Consider the following 16,410-nt stretch of genomic DNA (forward strand, 5'->3'; position numbering starts at 1 on the left):
ATGCAAGAAAAATCTACCACCTTTTCCATAAAAAATTGGTCCGATGATGATAAGCCACGGGAGAAACTGGTCCAGAAGGGGCGGACAATCCTAACTGACGCAGAATTGATTGCTATTCTTATCGGTTCCGGCAGTAGAAATGAAAGTGCGGTGGAGCTCTCCAAGCGTATTTTGGCCTCGGTAAATAATAACCTTAACGAATTGGGCAAACTTTCCGTAAAACAGCTTATGAAGTTCAAGGGGATTGGAGAGGCCAAGGCTGTATCTATTGTTGCTGCCTTAGAGATTGGACGAAGGCGAAGGGGAGAAGACGGACAGAAGATTACCAAAATCTCTTCCAGTAGATGTGTTTTTAATCTTTTGCAGCCTAAAATGGGAGAACTCCCCCATGAGGAGTTTTGGATTGTATACCTTAACAACTCCAATAAAGTTCTTTTTGCCGGTCAGCAGAGTAAAGGGGGTATTACCGGAACCTTGGTAGATGTCCGCTTGGTATTAAAGCAAGCTTTAGAGCTTGGAGCCGTGGGCCTTATACTTGCCCATAACCACCCATCAGGTACCCTTAAGCCCAGTGAGGCCGATAAACAGATAACCCAAAAATTGAAGTTGGCGTCTCAAGCCTTGGACATAAAAGTGTTAGATCATATTATCATTACTCAAAAAGAATACTTTAGTTTTGCTGATGAAGGCCTGCTATAAAAACTAATTTAAAGTGTTAGCTTCGGGTAGAAACGTATTTCTAAATATCAATCGGTTCTTTCCGGTCATAGGGAGGCGCCAAAGGATATCGGTAATAAAACCCGTTAGAGAAAAATAAAGACTATGCTGCTTATTTACACCCATAAGATCACTTCCCGCTTTAGATATATAACGAAGCATTTATTCACCAATATTTTGGGTATAGAGGTTTCCTTCACAACCAAAGTGGAAGATTTTATAAAACACGCCGGTCCCAAAATAACCTATACGAAGCAGCCACTTCAAAACGAGTTTTTTTTAAGGAGCAATGATCTATTGTTCGAGCAGGGAATTAACGATCTTCAAATACATGTATCGGATTGGGAAGGCGTACCTTGTTTTTTTGCCGCCGGGGAAAGGAGTAACCTGCCCTTCGACATTTTTGCCGCTAGTTTTTATTTACTCAGTAGGTATGAGGAGTATTTGCCACACGTTAAGGATATCCACGGTAGGTTTCCTCCGAAAGACAGTTTGGCGTATCAGAATAACTTTTTGCAGATTCCAGTGGTAGATATATGGGCGCTTAGGTTATTGGAAGGGCTTAAAGAAAAATTTCCAGAATTGGAATACAAGCCTAGATCATACCGTTTTAACCCCATCATTGATGTTACCACTTCCCATTGTTTTTTGCACAGGGGGTTGGTAAGGGGGATTTCGGGCTTCTTATTAGACTTGGTCTCTCTAAGATTAAGACGGGTGGTAGATCGGATATCTGTGTTGATGAAATTAAAGAGGGATCCCTATGATAATTTTTTTGAGCTCATAGAATTGCACAAACAATACAATGCTAAGGGCAGGTTCTTTTTCCAATTTGCGGAATATTCTACCTATGACAAGAATGTGTCTCCCAGTAATAACAAATTTAAATACCTTATTAAGTCGGTTGCAGATTACGAGGTGGTTTCTCTTTGCTGTTCGTACAGTTCCTTTAACAACAAAACCTTGTTGATGGAAGAGAAAAAGAATCTTTCCAATGTAATTCATAGACCCATCAATAGCTCCCGCATGCGTTTTAACAGGGTAGATATTCCAGAAACCTATCGGAATTTAGTGGATGCGGGGTTTACAAACGATTATACCATGGGGTATACCCATGAAAGTGGATTTAGAGCGGGGAGTTGCACCCCTTTCTATTTTTATGACATTCTTCTGGAGGTTCAACAGCCTATAGAAATTCACCCATTTGCCCTCCATGATTATAGCTTGTTAACTACCAATTCAAAAGAAGAGGCACTTAAGGTGGTAGCGTCTCTTGCTTTGGAAGTGAAAAAGGTAAATGGTACGTTTGTAACCATTTTTTCTAATGAGCTGCTTGGGGGCGAAGCGAAGCTGAATTGGAAGGAGTTATATAGAAATATTTTAAAGAAAGTATATGTACAGTAATACGGTTACCGATGTGTTTTTCGATCTAGATCATACACTCTGGGATTTCGAAAAGAATTCTGCCCTTACTTTCCAGAAGATTTTGTCTGAAAGTGCCGTGGGGGTGGATTTGGATGACTTTTTAAAAACCTATATTCCCATTAACCTAGAATTTTGGAAGAAGTATAGGGAGGGGAAAGTCACTAAAGAAGAGTTGAGATATCAAAGGCTTAAAAACACCTTCGACTCGTTGAGGTATGGGGTAGGTGATGAGCTTATACATTATTTGGCCAATCAGTATATAGAGCACTTGTCTTCCTATAATAACCTATTTCCAAATGCCTTAGAGATCTTGGGGTACTTACAACCCAAATACAAGCTTCATATCATTACCAACGGATTTCAGGAGGTACAGGATAGGAAATTGCGCAATGCCAAAATCGACCACTTTTTTAATCAGGTTATTAATTCGGAAATGGCCGGTGCAAAAAAGCCAGATCCCTTAATATTTCAATTAGCACTGGATAAGGCCAAGGCAGTTCCCCAAAGATCTATAATGATAGGAGATAGCGTGGAGGCAGATATTATTGGGGCTCAAAGGGTGGGATTTCACGTACTTCATTTTAATGCCCATAAGGAACCTAAGCATAATTATTGCGAAATTATTCAGAACTTGAATGAAATAAAATTGTTTTTATAAAGTTGTATATTGTAGATCATGATCTTATAGTCTGATTTTGCAATGTGCACCTTATGGTAAATAAGATTTTAATTCTGTCTATAATTACGCTACTAGGACTAGTTTCCTGTGTGGAGAAGCAGAATTTTGATCAATTGGATGATTTATTCATAGAGCCTACCATTGAGGGAAGTATCCTATATGTGGAAGCGCCGGAAGATGTATTTAATCAGCCTATTGTAGGAGGTTCCGTAAGCCAGGATTTTAATTTTGACGGATTTAATGAAGATATCTTTGCAGACCGGGTGTTGGAAGGTTCTATTATATATGAAATTGAAAACACCACAAGCAAGGAATTAGACCTCACTGTAGAGTTTTTGGATGAAGCTAAGCTAATTCTGGATACTATGTACATTCACGTAGATCCAGGGCCAACGGCTACCGTAGAAAAGGAGGTAGCTTATGGTGGCGCTTCTGGAAAAAACATAGAAATTATCAAAAACACCTCCAGTATTAGGGTTCATGTGCAGAACTTGGGCGACAATACCAGTGTTTCTAACCTTCCAGACCCAAAGATCATTTTTAGGTCTATGGGTGAATTTACGATGCGGATACGATGAGGTCTTGGGCTATTATTTTATTGATATTGCTCACGAGCAATGTCCCGCTTCTAGCCCAGAACAAACAATTGTTATACGATTTCACGGAAATCCCCGATGCCCTGATGGTCAATCCCGGGATGCTGACGGATTATCAGTGGTATGCCGGTCTACCGGTTGTTTCCGGTCTGTCTATTCAAGCAGGCTCCAATGCCCTCACTGTCCATGATCTTTTTGCGGATGATGGGGAAGACTTTAATGATAAAGTCCGGGAAAAGGCAATAGATAGGATGGGGATAAGGGACGAACTAAGCGGAACTTTTCAAACACACCTTCTTAATGCCGGATTTAGGGGAAGGAATCCAGATAACTTTTATTCCTTCGGGATTTATACGGAGGGAGATGCTATAGGCTATTGGTTTAAGGATCTTGCCATCCTAGCATTTGAGGGCAATGCCCCTCATTTGGGAAGAAGGTTTAATCTAGACCACTTAAAAGCTAGGTCCGAAATGGTGAATGTGTTTCATTTTGGACTTAATAAAAGAATCCATAAAAAGCTTACTGTAGGGGCAAGGGCAAAAATATATTCAAGTGTATTTCATGCTTTCTCTACAAAGAACAGCGGGTATTTTGTTACTACGGAGGGAGAGAATAATCTACGAGCTAACACCTTGGTGGCAGATATGGAATTTCGCTCCTCTGGTTTAGATGAAATTAAAGATGCCTTGGACGACAACGAAAATACTTCTTTATCTGAGGTTCTTAGCCGTAGAATGTTTTTTGGGGGCGATTTGGGACTGGGTGTGGATTTAGGGTTTACCTATCACTTAAACGAAAGAACCCTACTAACGGGTAGCTTGTTAGACCTTGGATTTATTTACAATACCACCGATGTAAAAAACTATAGCCTAAATGGGGCGGCTACCGTAGAGGGAATAGAGTTTATTTTGCCAGAGGCATTTTCTAACCTTAACGACGACCTTTGGCAAGAATTAATAGAGGAGGTAGAATCTTTGATTCCCTATGAAAATAATACAAAAAGCTATCTTAGCTTTAGACCTACTAAACTATATGGGTCTCTTCGCTATAACTTTGGCAAGCCTATGCCATCTCGTGGTAGGTGTGACTGTAAGGATTTGGTGTTTGGCAGACAGCGTTTTAAAGACTTCAACAATGCGGTGGGAGGACAATTGTATGTTATTAACAGGCCTAGGGGACCGCAAGCTGCTTTAACGGCCTTTTATCTGCGTCGCTTCGGGCATGCCTTGGCCGTAAAAGCTACCTATACGGTAGATAAGTTTTCATTTTCAAATATAGGATTGGGACTAAGTTTACAAGCAGGTCCGGTTAATTTATATGTAATGGCAGATAACCTTCTAGCCTATGGGAATGTGGCTGATAGTCACTATGCTTCTTTTCAGTTTGGATTAAATATTATATCTTGGGGCAAGAAATAATCCGAGTTTTACATGAGAAATTTACTGATTGCTATCTTTTTGCTGAATTGTTTTTTAGGAATGTCACAGGCAGAATTAAATAAGTATAAATACATTATCGTACCTGTTAAGTTAGATGCCTTTAAGCAGGAGAATCAGTACCAGACCAGTACCTTGATTAAATATTTATTGGTGGAAAATGGATTTAATGCGGTGTACGACAATGCTATGCCAGAGGATTTGTTGAACAATAGATGTTTGGGACTGGTATTGTCCTTAAACGATGATTCTTCCATGTTTACCACTAAACTTACCCTTAGTTTAAAGGACTGTTTCTCTAAAGAGGTGTATGTAACCAAGGAAGGAAGGAGTAAAGAAAAAGATTTTAAAGCAGCGTATTCAGGGGCCATAAGAGAAAGTATGCAGTCCCTGTCCGATGTAAATTACCAATACCAACCGGCAGCTAATAAGGAGCCTGTTGTTATTAGTTTTAAGGACGATGTTATACAATTGGAAGACCCAGCTGAAAAAGACAAAAATATAAGATTTGAAGATGTAGCTGAGAATAAAGCCAAATCCAATGAAAAGGACAAAGACATAAGATTTGAAGACGTAGCTAAAAATAAAACCGACTCCAATCAGCAGAAGGTAGTTCAGCAAAAGGCTACTTTGGAGGAGCAGTCCTTTAAGGATCTAACTCCAGTGCAGTCAGATTTTAAGCAAGGGGAAGGGCAGCTAACCGAAACTGCCACGCAGGTGAAAAATGTGGTGGAAAGCGATGTTTTGTATGCTCAGGCCATTCCCAATGGCTACCAATTAGTGGATAGCACCCCTAAAATTGTGATGATCTTGCAGCAGACTAGTTTCAGTAACTTTTATATGGCGAAACCTAATTGGCAAGAAGCAAATGGAATCTTGTATAAAAGAGGTGGAAATTGGGTGTTCGAATACTATGAGGGAGGCGAACTGATGAACAAAAAGATGAACATTAAATTCTAATCTCCTGAAATCAAATGGCCCTCTAGTGACCTTCAAGGGTGCTTGGAAGCAGTATTTATAGCTTATATTTATTTTTCCAGCGTTTCTTAAGGAATTCCTTTATAGCATTTTCTCGATTATTGTTGCCTGGGCTATAAAAGCTGGCCCCTTTTAACTCGGTCGGCATAAACTCTTCGTCCACAAAGTTTTGGTCATAATCGTGTGCATATTTGTATTCTTGCCCGTACCCTAGATCTTTCATTAGTTTGGTAGGCGCATTTCGTAAAGGTAGCGGTACCGATAGGTCTCCCGTTTGTTTAACGGTTTGTTGCGCTTTATTGATAGCCATGTAGCTGGCATTGCTTTTAGGGGAAGTGGCTAAATAAATAACACACTGGCTTAGAATTATACGCGCTTCTGGATATCCTATGGTAGTAACTGCCTGGAATGTGGTATTTGCCATTACCAATGCGGTGGGATTGGCATTGCCAATATCTTCGGAGGCCAATATCAACAGTCTTCGGGCAATAAATTTCACGTCTTCTCCACCTTCTATCATCCTAGCCAGCCAATATACGGCGGCATTGGGGTCGCTGCCGCGTATAGATTTGATAAAAGCAGAGATGATGTCGTAATGTTGCTCCCCAGTTTTGTCATAGAGCACCGTATTTTGCTGAACCTTACTTAAAACCAGTTCGTCTGTTATATTAATTTCCTCTTTGGCTTCGGAGTTTATAATAAGCTCAAAGATGTTCAATAGTTTTCTGCCATCCCCACCGGAAAGTCTTAACAGTGCCTCGGTCTCCTTCAGGTGAATGGTTTTTTTCTTAAGATGGGTATCCAGATTCATGGCCCTTTTTAAAAGAGCTTCCAAGTCCTCTTTTCCAAACGGATTCAGGATGTAGACCTGACAACGGGATAGGAGCGCGGGGATTACCTCAAAGCTGGGGTTTTCGGTAGTCGCTCCAATTAAGGTGACCCAGCCTTTCTCAACAGCACCTAAAAGGGAGTCTTGTTGCGACTTGCTAAACCGGTGGATCTCATCAATAAAAAGGATAGGGTTTTTAGTTGTGAATAAACCGCCGCTTTGTTTAGCTTTTTCAATTACCTCCCTTACCTCTTTTACACCACTGCTAATAGCACTCAAAGTGTAAAAGGGTCTTCCGCTGGTCTCGGCAATGATATTGGCCAAGGTGGTTTTGCCCGTTCCTGGGGGGCCCCATAGGATGAGGGAAGGAAGAATTCCTTGTTTAATTTGATGGGTAAGCGATCCCTTTTCACCTACCAGATGATGTTGACTTATGTACTCCTCCAGTGATTTGGGGCGTACTCTTTCTGCAAGTGGTTTATTCATAGGGCACAAAAATAAGACTTTTAAATAGATGACATTTTATCGAAAAATGGAATCTTGGCAGGGATGTTGATTTTATACTTATATTTCAAGTATGACGGAGCAATCGTATTTTAAATATTCAAATTCGGTCATTGTATTGCCGCTAATTTCAGTGCTTGCCATTTGGACCGTATTTTGGGTAGAAATTAAATTCCAAGTAAACTTAAACGAGTATGGTATCTATCCAAGAACGTTTAGCGGATTAAGGGGGATTATCTTTAGTCCCTTCCTTCATGGATCGGTAGACCATCTGTACAATAACACCCTCCCGTTGGCGATACTTACAGCTGGCTTGACATATTTTTATAGGGGAATCACTGCCAAAGTGCTACTACTTGGAATACTAATATCTGGTTTTATTACCTGGTTAATTGGTAGGCCTAGCTTTCATATTGGCGCAAGTGGTCTTATATATGTATTGGCTAGTTTCATTTTTTTTAAGGGAATTATTTCCAAACACTACAGGTTGGTAGCACTTTCCCTTATCGTAGTATTTATCTACGGAAGTATGCTGTGGTATATTTTTCCGGTAAAGGAAGGGATTTCTTGGGAGGGGCACTTAGGCGGATTCTCAACGGGATTGTTGTTGGCCCTATTAGTAAAGGCTTCCTTGCCAAAACCTAGGAAATACGATTGGGAAAGGGAAGATTATAATGAGGAGGAAGATGAGTTCCTAAGACACTTTGATGAAGATGGTAATTTTATTGAGCGTCCATCCGAGCAGGAGGCGGTGCCCCATAAAGAGCCACCTAAAATTATTTACCACTATAGGAAGTCGGAAAAAGGGGACTCCGCTGATAGTAGGGAGTAGGTGTGGTGGCCCACTAGGGGCCGCCAGCCTGGTAACAATATGTTTCGTTTATTTGGAGGTTTTGCCCAAACGCTGCCGTACTACCTCGTATAGGAAAACGCCGCAAGCTACAGATACATTAAGGGATCCAATGGTTCCCAGCATGGGCAATTTGGCCATATGGTCCGAGGCTTTTAGGATGGAGGGGGAGATGCCTTGATCTTCAGATCCCATAATGATTGCCGTGGGGGCAGATAACGATACCTCATAAAGGGTGTTGTCTGTTTTTTCCGTGGCGGCAACCACTTGAATTCCTGATGCCTGTAAAAAGAAAACGGCATCTTTTATATGGTCTACCTTTGCAATAGGTACTCTAAAAGCAGCTCCGGCCGAAGTCTTAACGGTGTCGGCGGTAACGGGTGCTGCTCCTCTCTTCTGAATAATTATTCCATCTACGCCTGTGCATTCTGCAGTTCTAATAATTGCGCCAAAATTACGGACATCGGAAAGTTGGTCTAATAAAAGAAAAAGAGGGGCCGTTTCTTTCTCCGCTACTTGTGCAATTAATTCCTCTATGGAAAGAAAGTCAACAGGAGATATGTTGGCTACCACTCCTTGGTGGTTGTTTTTGGTAATGCGGTTTAGTTTTTCAACGGGGACATAAGAGGCGCTGATGCCCTTCTTGCGAAGTAGGGTCTCCATCTCCCGAGAGAGATCGCCTTTTAATCCTTTCTGGATAAAGACTTTATCTATGGGCTCGTTGGCATTGATGGCCTCCATAACGGCTCTAATACCGTAAATTTGGGTTGTTTTTTCCATAGACGCAAAGGTAGATAAAAAAAACCACCCGCCGCTAGGCAGATGGCTTTATGAAGATGAAAATCCTTTTGTTTTAGTTGCTTGGAAATGATGCTAAATCATCATCCAGTAAATGTCCGCCTTGTGCAGAAATAGCAGCTTCATAATTTGCTAAATTAGTGGTGCGCTCAGAAAGGGGGTATAAAAATCGCCTCGGTATTACCCCAGAGGGATTATTACTGGGAACGGCATCCGGATTGGGCGTCAAATTTGGAAATCCGGTTCTACGGTAATCTACCCATGCTTCAAACGGGGCGTTTCCATACAGAGCCTTGTATTTTTCCACAATAATGGTTTCTATTTTATTGGCCTCACTACCTGTAAGTGCCAAGGTATTGGTGTAGGTATCCGCATCAGCTTGGGTAACCCCTACGTAAAGCATATTTGCCATTACTGCCTCTTGTAAAGCCGACAATGCAGCTGCATCGGAGCCTCCGGTCCTAACAATCGCTTCCGCCTCAATGAATTTCACTTCCCAATACGAAATGAGTGGGGTAGGAGATTCAAATTGTCCCCAAAACAAACCGGGTACGCCGGCAAAGCTTTCCCCATCGGTAGTATAGAAAGGTAATCTGGGGTCTCCGGTCATCATAGTAAAAAGCGATGTTGAAAATCCTAAAGTGCTGGGCCTGTCATTGTCGAAAAGTGCGAAAGGGTTTGCGTTTTGCGCTGGTGAACTATAGATAAAATCTGGTTGTTCCGAGGTGCTGCTAAAGGCTTGTTGAGCTTCCTGTAGGGCGCTTTGGGCAGCTGTACCATCAACAGACGTAAGGTGCAAGTAGTAACGTGCCTTTAAGGCATGCGCGGTTTTTTCCCAATCTATATTGCCTGTGGATCCTGCACCCATAAATGCACCAATGCCAGATTTCACACCTTCGGAAAGGGATTCATTCAACAGCGTCTGAATAGTACCGTAAAGAGCTAATTGATTGTCATATACGGGGTTTAGATTTCCCGCGTCCCCTATAAAGGCTTCAGAGTATGGGACATCTCCCCAAGTACTTATGGCAACCCCTAAGTTGGCGGCCATATATAATTTAGCCAATGCACTTACCTCTCCTTCACTATTTTGCATTATTACAAAGCAATCCCTCATAGAACCAGCTCCATAAAGACCAAAGTCCCATAGGTCGTCCGTATCGCTTTCTCCAATATTATATTGCCCATAGGCAATTTGCTGTGCATCTAGGCCTTCAAAATGTTGAATTACTATTCCCGCTATTCTACCACCCAATGCCACCGAATTCCTATGGGTTTGGGCTATCATTCCAGGATATATGGCTCCAGCATTGATAGATTCTGCAGATGGATTGTCTGGATCGACATTAACGTCTGTGATTTCGCAAGAAGCCAACAGGCCAATAAATAGCATGCCAAATATTAAGTTTGTAGTTTTCATCTTCTTAAAAGTTTAATTTTAGGTTAAGGCCATAACTTGTAGTGTTGGGCTGATTAAAATAATCCAATCCAATACCATTGGTGTCACCGGTCAAGTTGGTCTCGGGATCTACACCGGGATAATCGGTGTTCAACCATAGATTTCGTCCAAAAGCTGATAAGGACATAGCTTCTATAAAGGTGCCTTCAAGCCATTTAGAGGGTAGATCGTATGAAACTGTAATTTCTCTTAAGCGTATCCAAGAGCCGTCATAAATAGCGGTTTCGGAAAGCCCCCCAAATCCATAGCGTCTCCACCAGTTATTATTCTCGCTGATCGATGGGTCTGAGTAAGGGACAGTTTGGGTATTTGCTGCGCCGGTAGACTCAACAATTCCTGGAAATAAAGTAGTTTGATCCCGGATCAATGTGGCCTCCGAAACCCCAAAATAGTCTAAGATGCCGCAGGTACCGCACCATACATCACCACCTTCTCTAATGTCGAACAGGACAGAAAGACCAAAGCCTTTATATCTTAGGGAGGAGCTAATGCCGGCAAGCCAATCCGGAATGGGATCTCCCACAACACCATCTTCAGGATTTTGTAGCGGATAACCGTCATCATCTATTAATATAGCTCCCGCTTCGTTTCTAAGGAATCTTGAGCCAAAAATAACTCCATAGGATGCTCCGGCAACCGCACGTGAACTGGTACTGGAAAAACCGTTTAATGTGACACTTTCAACACCTTCTACTAGTTCTTCTACCACATTTTCATACGTGGTCCAGTTAACACTCACATTCCAAGAAACATCATCCGTTCTGATGGGTGTACCACTTAAAGTTACTTCATAACCTTTATTGGAAACGATTCCAACATTTTCAAATCGGTCTATAAACCCGGAAGAAGGAGCAGCATCCACTGGAATTATCTGGTCAGATGTTTCTTTGTCATAATAGGAGAAATCGAACTTCAATCGGTTCCTTAACATACCTAATTCTAAGCCTACCTCAAACTCCGTGGTTTCCTCAGGCTTTAATATCGGGTTGCCAGCTCTTGAAGACCGCTCAAAAGAAGTAGCATCGTAAGCGGGGAAAGTGACATTTTGTATAAATCCGTCACCACTTACAGAGGTGCCTATGAAATTGGTGATGGTGGCATAGACAGGCGCATCATTACCGGATTTACCCCAGGACCCCCTTAGCTTACCATAATTAATAAAAGAATCTGCGTTGAGCAATTCGCTAAATACAAAACTGCCCCCAATGGAATAAGATTGAAAGGTATTATCGCCAACGGGTAGGGTAGAAGACCAGTCATTTCTAAAGGACGGTGTTAAAAAAATCATATTGTCGTAACTTATAGTAGCCGTTGCAAAGGCTCCGATAAGTTTTTTTGAGTTGGAAATTTCCGAAGCCTGTGTAGTTTCAACGTTGCTTAAATTAAAGAATCCGGGAATGGTCATCCCATCGCCAATGACGGTTTGCCTATTACTCTTGTTATAATACCCGTCATAACCAATATTAGCGGTTATCCCAATCTTCTCGCTGAAATCATGATTTGCACTAATAAGGAAATTCCAGTTTATATCCTGATTGGCAATAACATCATTGAGGGTACGGCCATTTCCAAAACTGGCATCTAGGATATCAAAACCAATTTTTCTAGTATCGGTGTATCTATCGATGGAGGCGGTCGATTTAACACTTAGCCAATCGTTAAACTCATAGGTTAGCCCCATTTTTCCAATCGTCCGGTTAACATCATCCAAGTTTGGGTTTTTGGCAACTGTAAAGTACGGGTTGTTGTAAATACCATCACGATAACTTCTATGTCCCGGTAGTTCAGAACCAGCGATGTCATAGTAATAGGATGCTGGACTATCAGCAGCGGCTTGTCCCCTAAGACCATTACCGTTGTCAAAAGTAGGAGTGGTACGTAACAGTCCTAACATAATACCCGATATATTGGATCCCCTTTGAACTCTAACGCCCCCAGAATTTGTATACTGCCCGGATGCATCCAAGGTGATCTTTTCATTTAACTTAGCCTGCATATCCAATCTAAAGGTCTTGCGTTCAAATTCTTCGTTTGGGGAAATTCCATTTTGGGTTAATCTTCCAATTGATGCCCTGTAGTTAATGTTTTCATTTCCTCCACTGACAGCTAAGTTGATATCAATAGCATCTCCCGTCCTAAAAAAATCATAGTGATCATACGCTCTAGCGGGAGTGCCATTTCCTGTTCCGGCAGGAACTAGACGACCGCCCCTATCAAAGGGATAGGAAGTGTCACCGTCAAACTCCAGATCGGATATTTTTGGTCCCCAAGAATCGCCCTCAAAAGTTTCAGGCCCTCTATATTCCAACCCGTTATTGTGACGTCCCTGAGCATATATTTTTTGTAAGGAGGGTACCTGGTTATAATCAGATAGTGTGCTAGAGGTGGTCAGTGTAACCCTAGTCTTACCCGCTTTACCTTTCTTGGTGGTAATGAGAACAACCCCATTTGCCGCACGAAGTCCATAAAGGGTCTGGGCGGCAATTCCTTTAAGTATATTGACCGATTCAATATCACTGGAATTAATATCTATGGCACGGTTGGAAAAATCACTTCCCCCTACACTAGAGTTATTAAAGGTTTGGGTGGGGTCTTCCGAGAATGAGGAGTTGTCAATGGGTACGCCATCTACGACAAACAAGGGAGAATTTGACCGGGTGATGGAAGTATTACCACGAATTCTAATATTTGCCGATGCGCCTACCGATCCCGATGAGGTGGTTACTTGAACCCCAGCGGCCTTAGAGCTTAAGGCAGACACTAAGTTGGTCTCCCTAGACTTAGTAATGTCTTCCGAATCTACGGACTGTACGGAATAACTTAAAGATCTGGGTTGTGCCCTAATACCTTGAGCGGTTACCACCACCTCTTCCAGTACCTCTGTGTCTTCCTCCATCTGTACGTTGATGGTGCTACCTGCACCAACAACCCTTTCAGCGGTTTGAAAACCTATGAAAGAGAATGCTAAAGTCTGTCCTTCGCTTGCTTTAATGGAGTAATTACCATCAAAATCGGTTTGAGTCCCGGTTGTGGTACCCTGTACAAGGATGTTAACTCCAGGGAGCGGTAGATTGTCTTGATCCGTGACCGTTCCTGAAATTGTTTTCTCTTGTGCAAATGCAAGTTGCACAACCAATGCTAAAAATAGCGTCAGGATTCCATGTAGTGTTGCTTTCATAATATATTTATTTGAATATCCTATTGTAAAATTCATAAAAGAATGTTAACTAAACAATGGAATTAACAAAAAATATAGCAATGTATTGATGGTTTGTTAAAAAAATACTTATAATTGTTACAAAATGAAAAATAAATTCTTTTAAAAAGTATTTTATTTTCGTAAATCTTGTAGGAGATATTTATTATTATCCGAATCGAACAACTTTTGGAATTGGATTTATTGTTAGGATGAGGTTTAATTAGAGCCCTCTTTTTGCTAACATGTAAGTTGTCCTCTTTTCAACTGAACCTGGCATAATAGGGTGGTAAAGTTTGACGCTACTCTTCGTTGGTTGTTTTTGTAGATAAAGTTTTGTTTTATCACCGGGATGGAAGGGTAGGGATGCCGTTTTTGTAAATTAGGGTTCCCATTTTTAGTAAGAGAACGCTATTTTCTTAGAGGGATAGGGAGTTAAGGTATAGCGTGCTTCTAGCTAAAAATTAGGATGAAAGTTATGTGCCTAAGGAGGTAACACTTATGCTGGCATAGTATGGCAATTCTTGATTTAACATCTTATAAAAGTAAAAGGGGCATTCAAAAAATTATGAATGCCCCTTTGTAGTTTTACCTAGGTAATAGGTTGTGAATGTACTTTTTGAAAATTAATTCATAGTAAAGGTGCCTCCTAAAGTAGATGATGCTAGGTAGGTTGGGAAATATTGTGATGCAAGACCTTGGTCTTCACCCACATAATAGATATCATAATCTATCACTAGTGTTGGTTTGGCGTCACAGTTAGTCCATTTCCCTGTTCCAGCTATTTCGTACTCATACGGATCGCCTTGATAGGTGGTGGTATAGATATACTGTCTTGGAATGGTGATAACGCCATTTCCTGCTACTTCGGCAGTAATAGTGCCTCCAGCAATCACATCTTCACCCCAGAAGTTATTAATAAATGACACCCCTAGTCCAGAAATGGATAGTTTACCATCTACCTCCGTCGCAGTAATAGCGTCGCCGTAACCGTTAAGGTCTATGGTAGAGGCATAGGATCCAGCAAGGTCTGCAGTACCGTTCTCTAATGGGCAAAATGCGATTCGCATAAGCTGGTATGTTAATTTAGTCCCAGCTGTAGCGGTATTGGCTCCTGCGTCAATATTTAAGACCAATTGTAACTTCTCGCCAACGGGCATTTCCGAGGTGTTGGTTTTCATTGTTACAGATCCTCCTGTAGAACCAGCAGGGATTGTTACGGATGTTGAGGACAGCTCGTACATATTGGATGCTATGGTGGTAGAGGGGTCTACTTCTAAGTTCACCGTGATATCTGCGGACTGAGGAGTACCCAGAATAGCAACCACAATCGAGGTCTCAATGTCTACCAAATTACCAGACTCGTCTACCCCTGATTCCAGGTCTTTAGATGCATCCTTAAACTGCACGTAATAGGTGGCATTAGGGTCTGGAGCATTGTTGGTTAGTTTAGCAAATTCTGTTTCATCGTACTCACAGGAAACCGCAAATAGTGCGCCAACCAGTAGTAGAGCTGAATATATGATTTTATTTTTCATCTTTTATCTTTTTAATTTTATTGATCCCACCATAATTTATCCGAAATGGTAACCGCCGGTACGTTCTCACTATTGTAGTCCAATTCGCTTTGAGCGTATGGAAACCTTGTTGGTATATTTGGAATTACTGCACCTTCTGCCAATTCAAGTGCAGGTAGTCCAGTTCTTCTCCAATCTGCATAGGGCTGGTTGGTAGCAACACCGTCAATATATTTCTGGGTCATAATGCCCTCTAGGGAAACTGGAACCCCATTGATGTTAGCATCTAACCAAGCTTGGTTGGCCTCTCCGGTAACCCTTAATACAGAAGCAGCAACTGCAGCTTCATAGGCTTCCTGAGCACCAGCCTGACCTAAAGCTAACTTAGCTTCAGCTTCAATGAACTTTAATTCTGAATAGGTCATTAATTTGGTGGAAGCATCAAATCCTGCTATGTTTTCTCCCGGTTTGGAAGCAGCATCATTTTGTCCTCCTGGTGTACTACCCGTATAATTTCCGTCTGCATCCATTTCTGCGTAGAAAGGAAGACGAGGGTCATCGTTAGAAGCCAAAAGATCAATTAAGGTAGCGCCCATTCTAATATCTGTACGCTCTTCCATAAATTGGTAGATGGGGTTACGGTTCTTGTCCTCAAATGGTACTAGCATATCATCGGCATTAGAAGTAAATCCTTTAGCTACTGCCTCTAAAGCTGCGGTGTATGCTGCATTTCCGTTTACTTTGGAAAGCTGTAAATGATGCCGCGCTTTAATAGAGTTCGCAGCTTTCTTCCATTTGTTCAAGTCGCCACCATAGATAACATCACCTTCTACAGGGATGGTATTTGTGGAGCTATTCAAATTGGTCACCGCCGAATTCAACAGCGAAAATATGCTGTTGTAGATGGATTCCTGAGTGTCATAGGCAGGAGACAAAACATTCTCCGAGCCTTGAAAGGCCTCGGTGTAAGGGATAGATCCAAAAAGATCCGTGGTAATACCTAATGTGGTGGCCAACAATACTTGTCCAACCCCTTCAAAATGGGGTGAAGGTGCTGCTTCAGTACTTGCCTTGTCTACAATCAGGGTACTGTTCATCATCATTTCAGTATAAATAGACCCCCATACGTTATTTACATCTGCCGGGGTTAATTGATACCTGGTTTCGGTGTAGGACTGCCTATCCGTTCCATCAAAGTGTTGCATCCAGATGTTGTTGGTCCTTACGGTGTTGTTTCCTAGAAGGTTGTACCCCATAGACTGCTGAATGGCCGGTAAAAGTAGGCTCATTGGAACATCTGCAGGAGCATCTGGATCAATGTTTAGATCGTGGTCGATCCAATTGTTACAAGACACTGATACAAGTAATAAGCCTATTACCGCCATCAGGTTTTTATATATGTTACTTTTATTTTTTTTCATGATTT

The 16,410-nt window shown here is 41.6% G+C and carries 13 protein-coding genes; 7 read left to right on the top strand and 6 right to left on the bottom strand.

Features of this window, described 5'->3' with window-relative positions:
* From radC to F1E73_RS02830, 6 genes are all read left to right on the top strand, one after another.
* Entirely contained in the window at positions 1–699 is a 699-nt protein-coding gene (gene radC, locus F1E73_RS02805) for a RadC family protein (RefSeq protein WP_086476030.1), read from the top strand.
* A 123-nt stretch (positions 700–822) separates the two neighbouring features.
* Positions 823–2,121: a polysaccharide deacetylase family protein gene (locus tag F1E73_RS02810; protein WP_086476031.1), complete on the top strand. Its 1,299-nt coding sequence runs from the start codon at positions 823–825 to the stop codon at positions 2,119–2,121.
* Positions 2,111–2,800 carry a YjjG family noncanonical pyrimidine nucleotidase gene (locus F1E73_RS02815; protein WP_086476032.1) on the top strand — a complete coding sequence of 230 codons (690 nt, stop codon included), beginning with the start codon at positions 2,111–2,113 and terminating at the stop codon, positions 2,798–2,800. Before F1E73_RS02810 ends, F1E73_RS02815 begins: the two co-directional genes overlap by 11 nt.
* 53 nt (positions 2,801–2,853) lie before the next feature.
* Positions 2,854–3,399: a hypothetical protein gene (locus F1E73_RS02820; RefSeq protein WP_086476033.1), complete on the top strand. Its 546-nt coding sequence runs from the start codon at positions 2,854–2,856 to the stop codon at positions 3,397–3,399.
* Positions 3,396–4,835, top strand: a complete 1,440-nt coding sequence (locus F1E73_RS02825; protein ID WP_150451048.1) for a DUF5723 family protein — start codon at positions 3,396–3,398, stop codon at positions 4,833–4,835. The genes F1E73_RS02820 and F1E73_RS02825 overlap by 4 nt, the downstream gene beginning before the upstream one ends.
* 12 nt (positions 4,836–4,847) lie before the next feature.
* A complete protein-coding gene (locus tag F1E73_RS02830; protein WP_150451049.1) occupies positions 4,848–5,813 on the top strand; it encodes a hypothetical protein in 966 nt (321 codons plus the stop codon).
* 55 nt (positions 5,814–5,868) lie between these two features.
* On the opposite strand, the gene F1E73_RS02835 is transcribed toward F1E73_RS02830, so the two are convergent.
* Entirely contained in the window at positions 5,869–7,146 is a 1,278-nt protein-coding gene (locus tag F1E73_RS02835; RefSeq protein ID WP_086476036.1) for a replication-associated recombination protein A, read from the bottom strand.
* Between the two features lie 91 nt (positions 7,147–7,237).
* On the opposite strand from F1E73_RS02835, the gene F1E73_RS02840 reads away from it, so the two are divergent.
* Positions 7,238–7,996, top strand: coding sequence for a rhomboid family intramembrane serine protease (locus F1E73_RS02840; RefSeq protein WP_150451050.1), 759 nt, complete (start codon positions 7,238–7,240; stop codon positions 7,994–7,996).
* Positions 7,997–8,044: 48 nt separating this feature from the next.
* Here the strand turns inward: F1E73_RS02840 and rlmB are convergent, their stop codons facing one another.
* From rlmB to F1E73_RS02865, 5 genes are all read right to left on the bottom strand, one after another.
* Positions 8,045–8,794 carry a 23S rRNA (guanosine(2251)-2'-O)-methyltransferase RlmB gene (gene rlmB, locus F1E73_RS02845; protein WP_086476038.1) on the bottom strand — a complete coding sequence of 250 codons (750 nt, stop codon included), beginning with the start codon at positions 8,792–8,794 and terminating at the stop codon, positions 8,045–8,047.
* Positions 8,795–8,867: 73 nt separating this feature from the next.
* The gene (locus tag F1E73_RS02850; RefSeq protein ID WP_150451051.1) at positions 8,868–10,232 is read right to left on the bottom strand and encodes a SusD/RagB family nutrient-binding outer membrane lipoprotein; all 1,365 of its coding nucleotides are present in this window, start codon (positions 10,230–10,232) and stop codon (positions 8,868–8,870) included.
* A gap of 4 nt (positions 10,233–10,236) precedes the next feature.
* Positions 10,237–13,449 (bottom strand): SusC/RagA family TonB-linked outer membrane protein, encoded by a 3,213-nt coding sequence (locus F1E73_RS02855; protein WP_150451052.1) that lies wholly within the window; start codon positions 13,447–13,449, stop codon positions 10,237–10,239.
* A 644-nt stretch (positions 13,450–14,093) separates the two neighbouring features.
* Positions 14,094–15,005 (bottom strand): DUF1735 domain-containing protein, encoded by a 912-nt coding sequence (locus F1E73_RS02860; RefSeq protein ID WP_086476041.1) that lies wholly within the window; start codon positions 15,003–15,005, stop codon positions 14,094–14,096.
* A gap of 17 nt (positions 15,006–15,022) precedes the next feature.
* Complete coding sequence (locus F1E73_RS02865; protein WP_150451053.1) at positions 15,023–16,405, bottom strand: SusD/RagB family nutrient-binding outer membrane lipoprotein; 1,383 nt, start codon at positions 16,403–16,405, stop codon at positions 15,023–15,025.
* Positions 16,406–16,410 lie beyond the last annotated feature (5 nt).

The sequence above is a fragment of the Arenibacter lacus genome, from assembly GCF_008711145.1.
In the GTDB taxonomy this organism is placed as follows: Bacteria; Bacteroidota; Bacteroidia; order Flavobacteriales; family Flavobacteriaceae; genus Arenibacter; species Arenibacter amylolyticus.

Coding starts and splice junctions, on each gene's coding strand:
- radC (WP_086476030.1), top strand. CDS start 1: ATGCAAGAAAAATCTACCACCTTTTCCATAAAAAATTGGTCCGATGAT.
- F1E73_RS02810 (WP_086476031.1), top strand. CDS start 823: ATGCTGCTTATTTACACCCATAAGATCACTTCCCGCTTTAGATATATA.
- F1E73_RS02815 (WP_086476032.1), top strand. CDS start 2,111: ATGTACAGTAATACGGTTACCGATGTGTTTTTCGATCTAGATCATACA.
- F1E73_RS02820 (WP_086476033.1), top strand. CDS start 2,854: ATGGTAAATAAGATTTTAATTCTGTCTATAATTACGCTACTAGGACTA.
- F1E73_RS02825 (WP_150451048.1), top strand. CDS start 3,396: ATGAGGTCTTGGGCTATTATTTTATTGATATTGCTCACGAGCAATGTC.
- F1E73_RS02830 (WP_150451049.1), top strand. CDS start 4,848: ATGAGAAATTTACTGATTGCTATCTTTTTGCTGAATTGTTTTTTAGGA.
- F1E73_RS02835 (WP_086476036.1), bottom strand. CDS start 7,146: ATGAATAAACCACTTGCAGAAAGAGTACGCCCCAAATCACTGGAGGAG.
- F1E73_RS02840 (WP_150451050.1), top strand. CDS start 7,238: ATGACGGAGCAATCGTATTTTAAATATTCAAATTCGGTCATTGTATTG.
- rlmB (WP_086476038.1), bottom strand. CDS start 8,794: ATGGAAAAAACAACCCAAATTTACGGTATTAGAGCCGTTATGGAGGCC.
- F1E73_RS02850 (WP_150451051.1), bottom strand. CDS start 10,232: ATGAAAACTACAAACTTAATATTTGGCATGCTATTTATTGGCCTGTTG.
- F1E73_RS02855 (WP_150451052.1), bottom strand. CDS start 13,449: ATGAAAGCAACACTACATGGAATCCTGACGCTATTTTTAGCATTGGTT.
- F1E73_RS02860 (WP_086476041.1), bottom strand. CDS start 15,005: ATGAAAAATAAAATCATATATTCAGCTCTACTACTGGTTGGCGCACTA.
- F1E73_RS02865 (WP_150451053.1), bottom strand. CDS start 16,405: ATGAAAAAAAATAAAAGTAACATATATAAAAACCTGATGGCGGTAATA.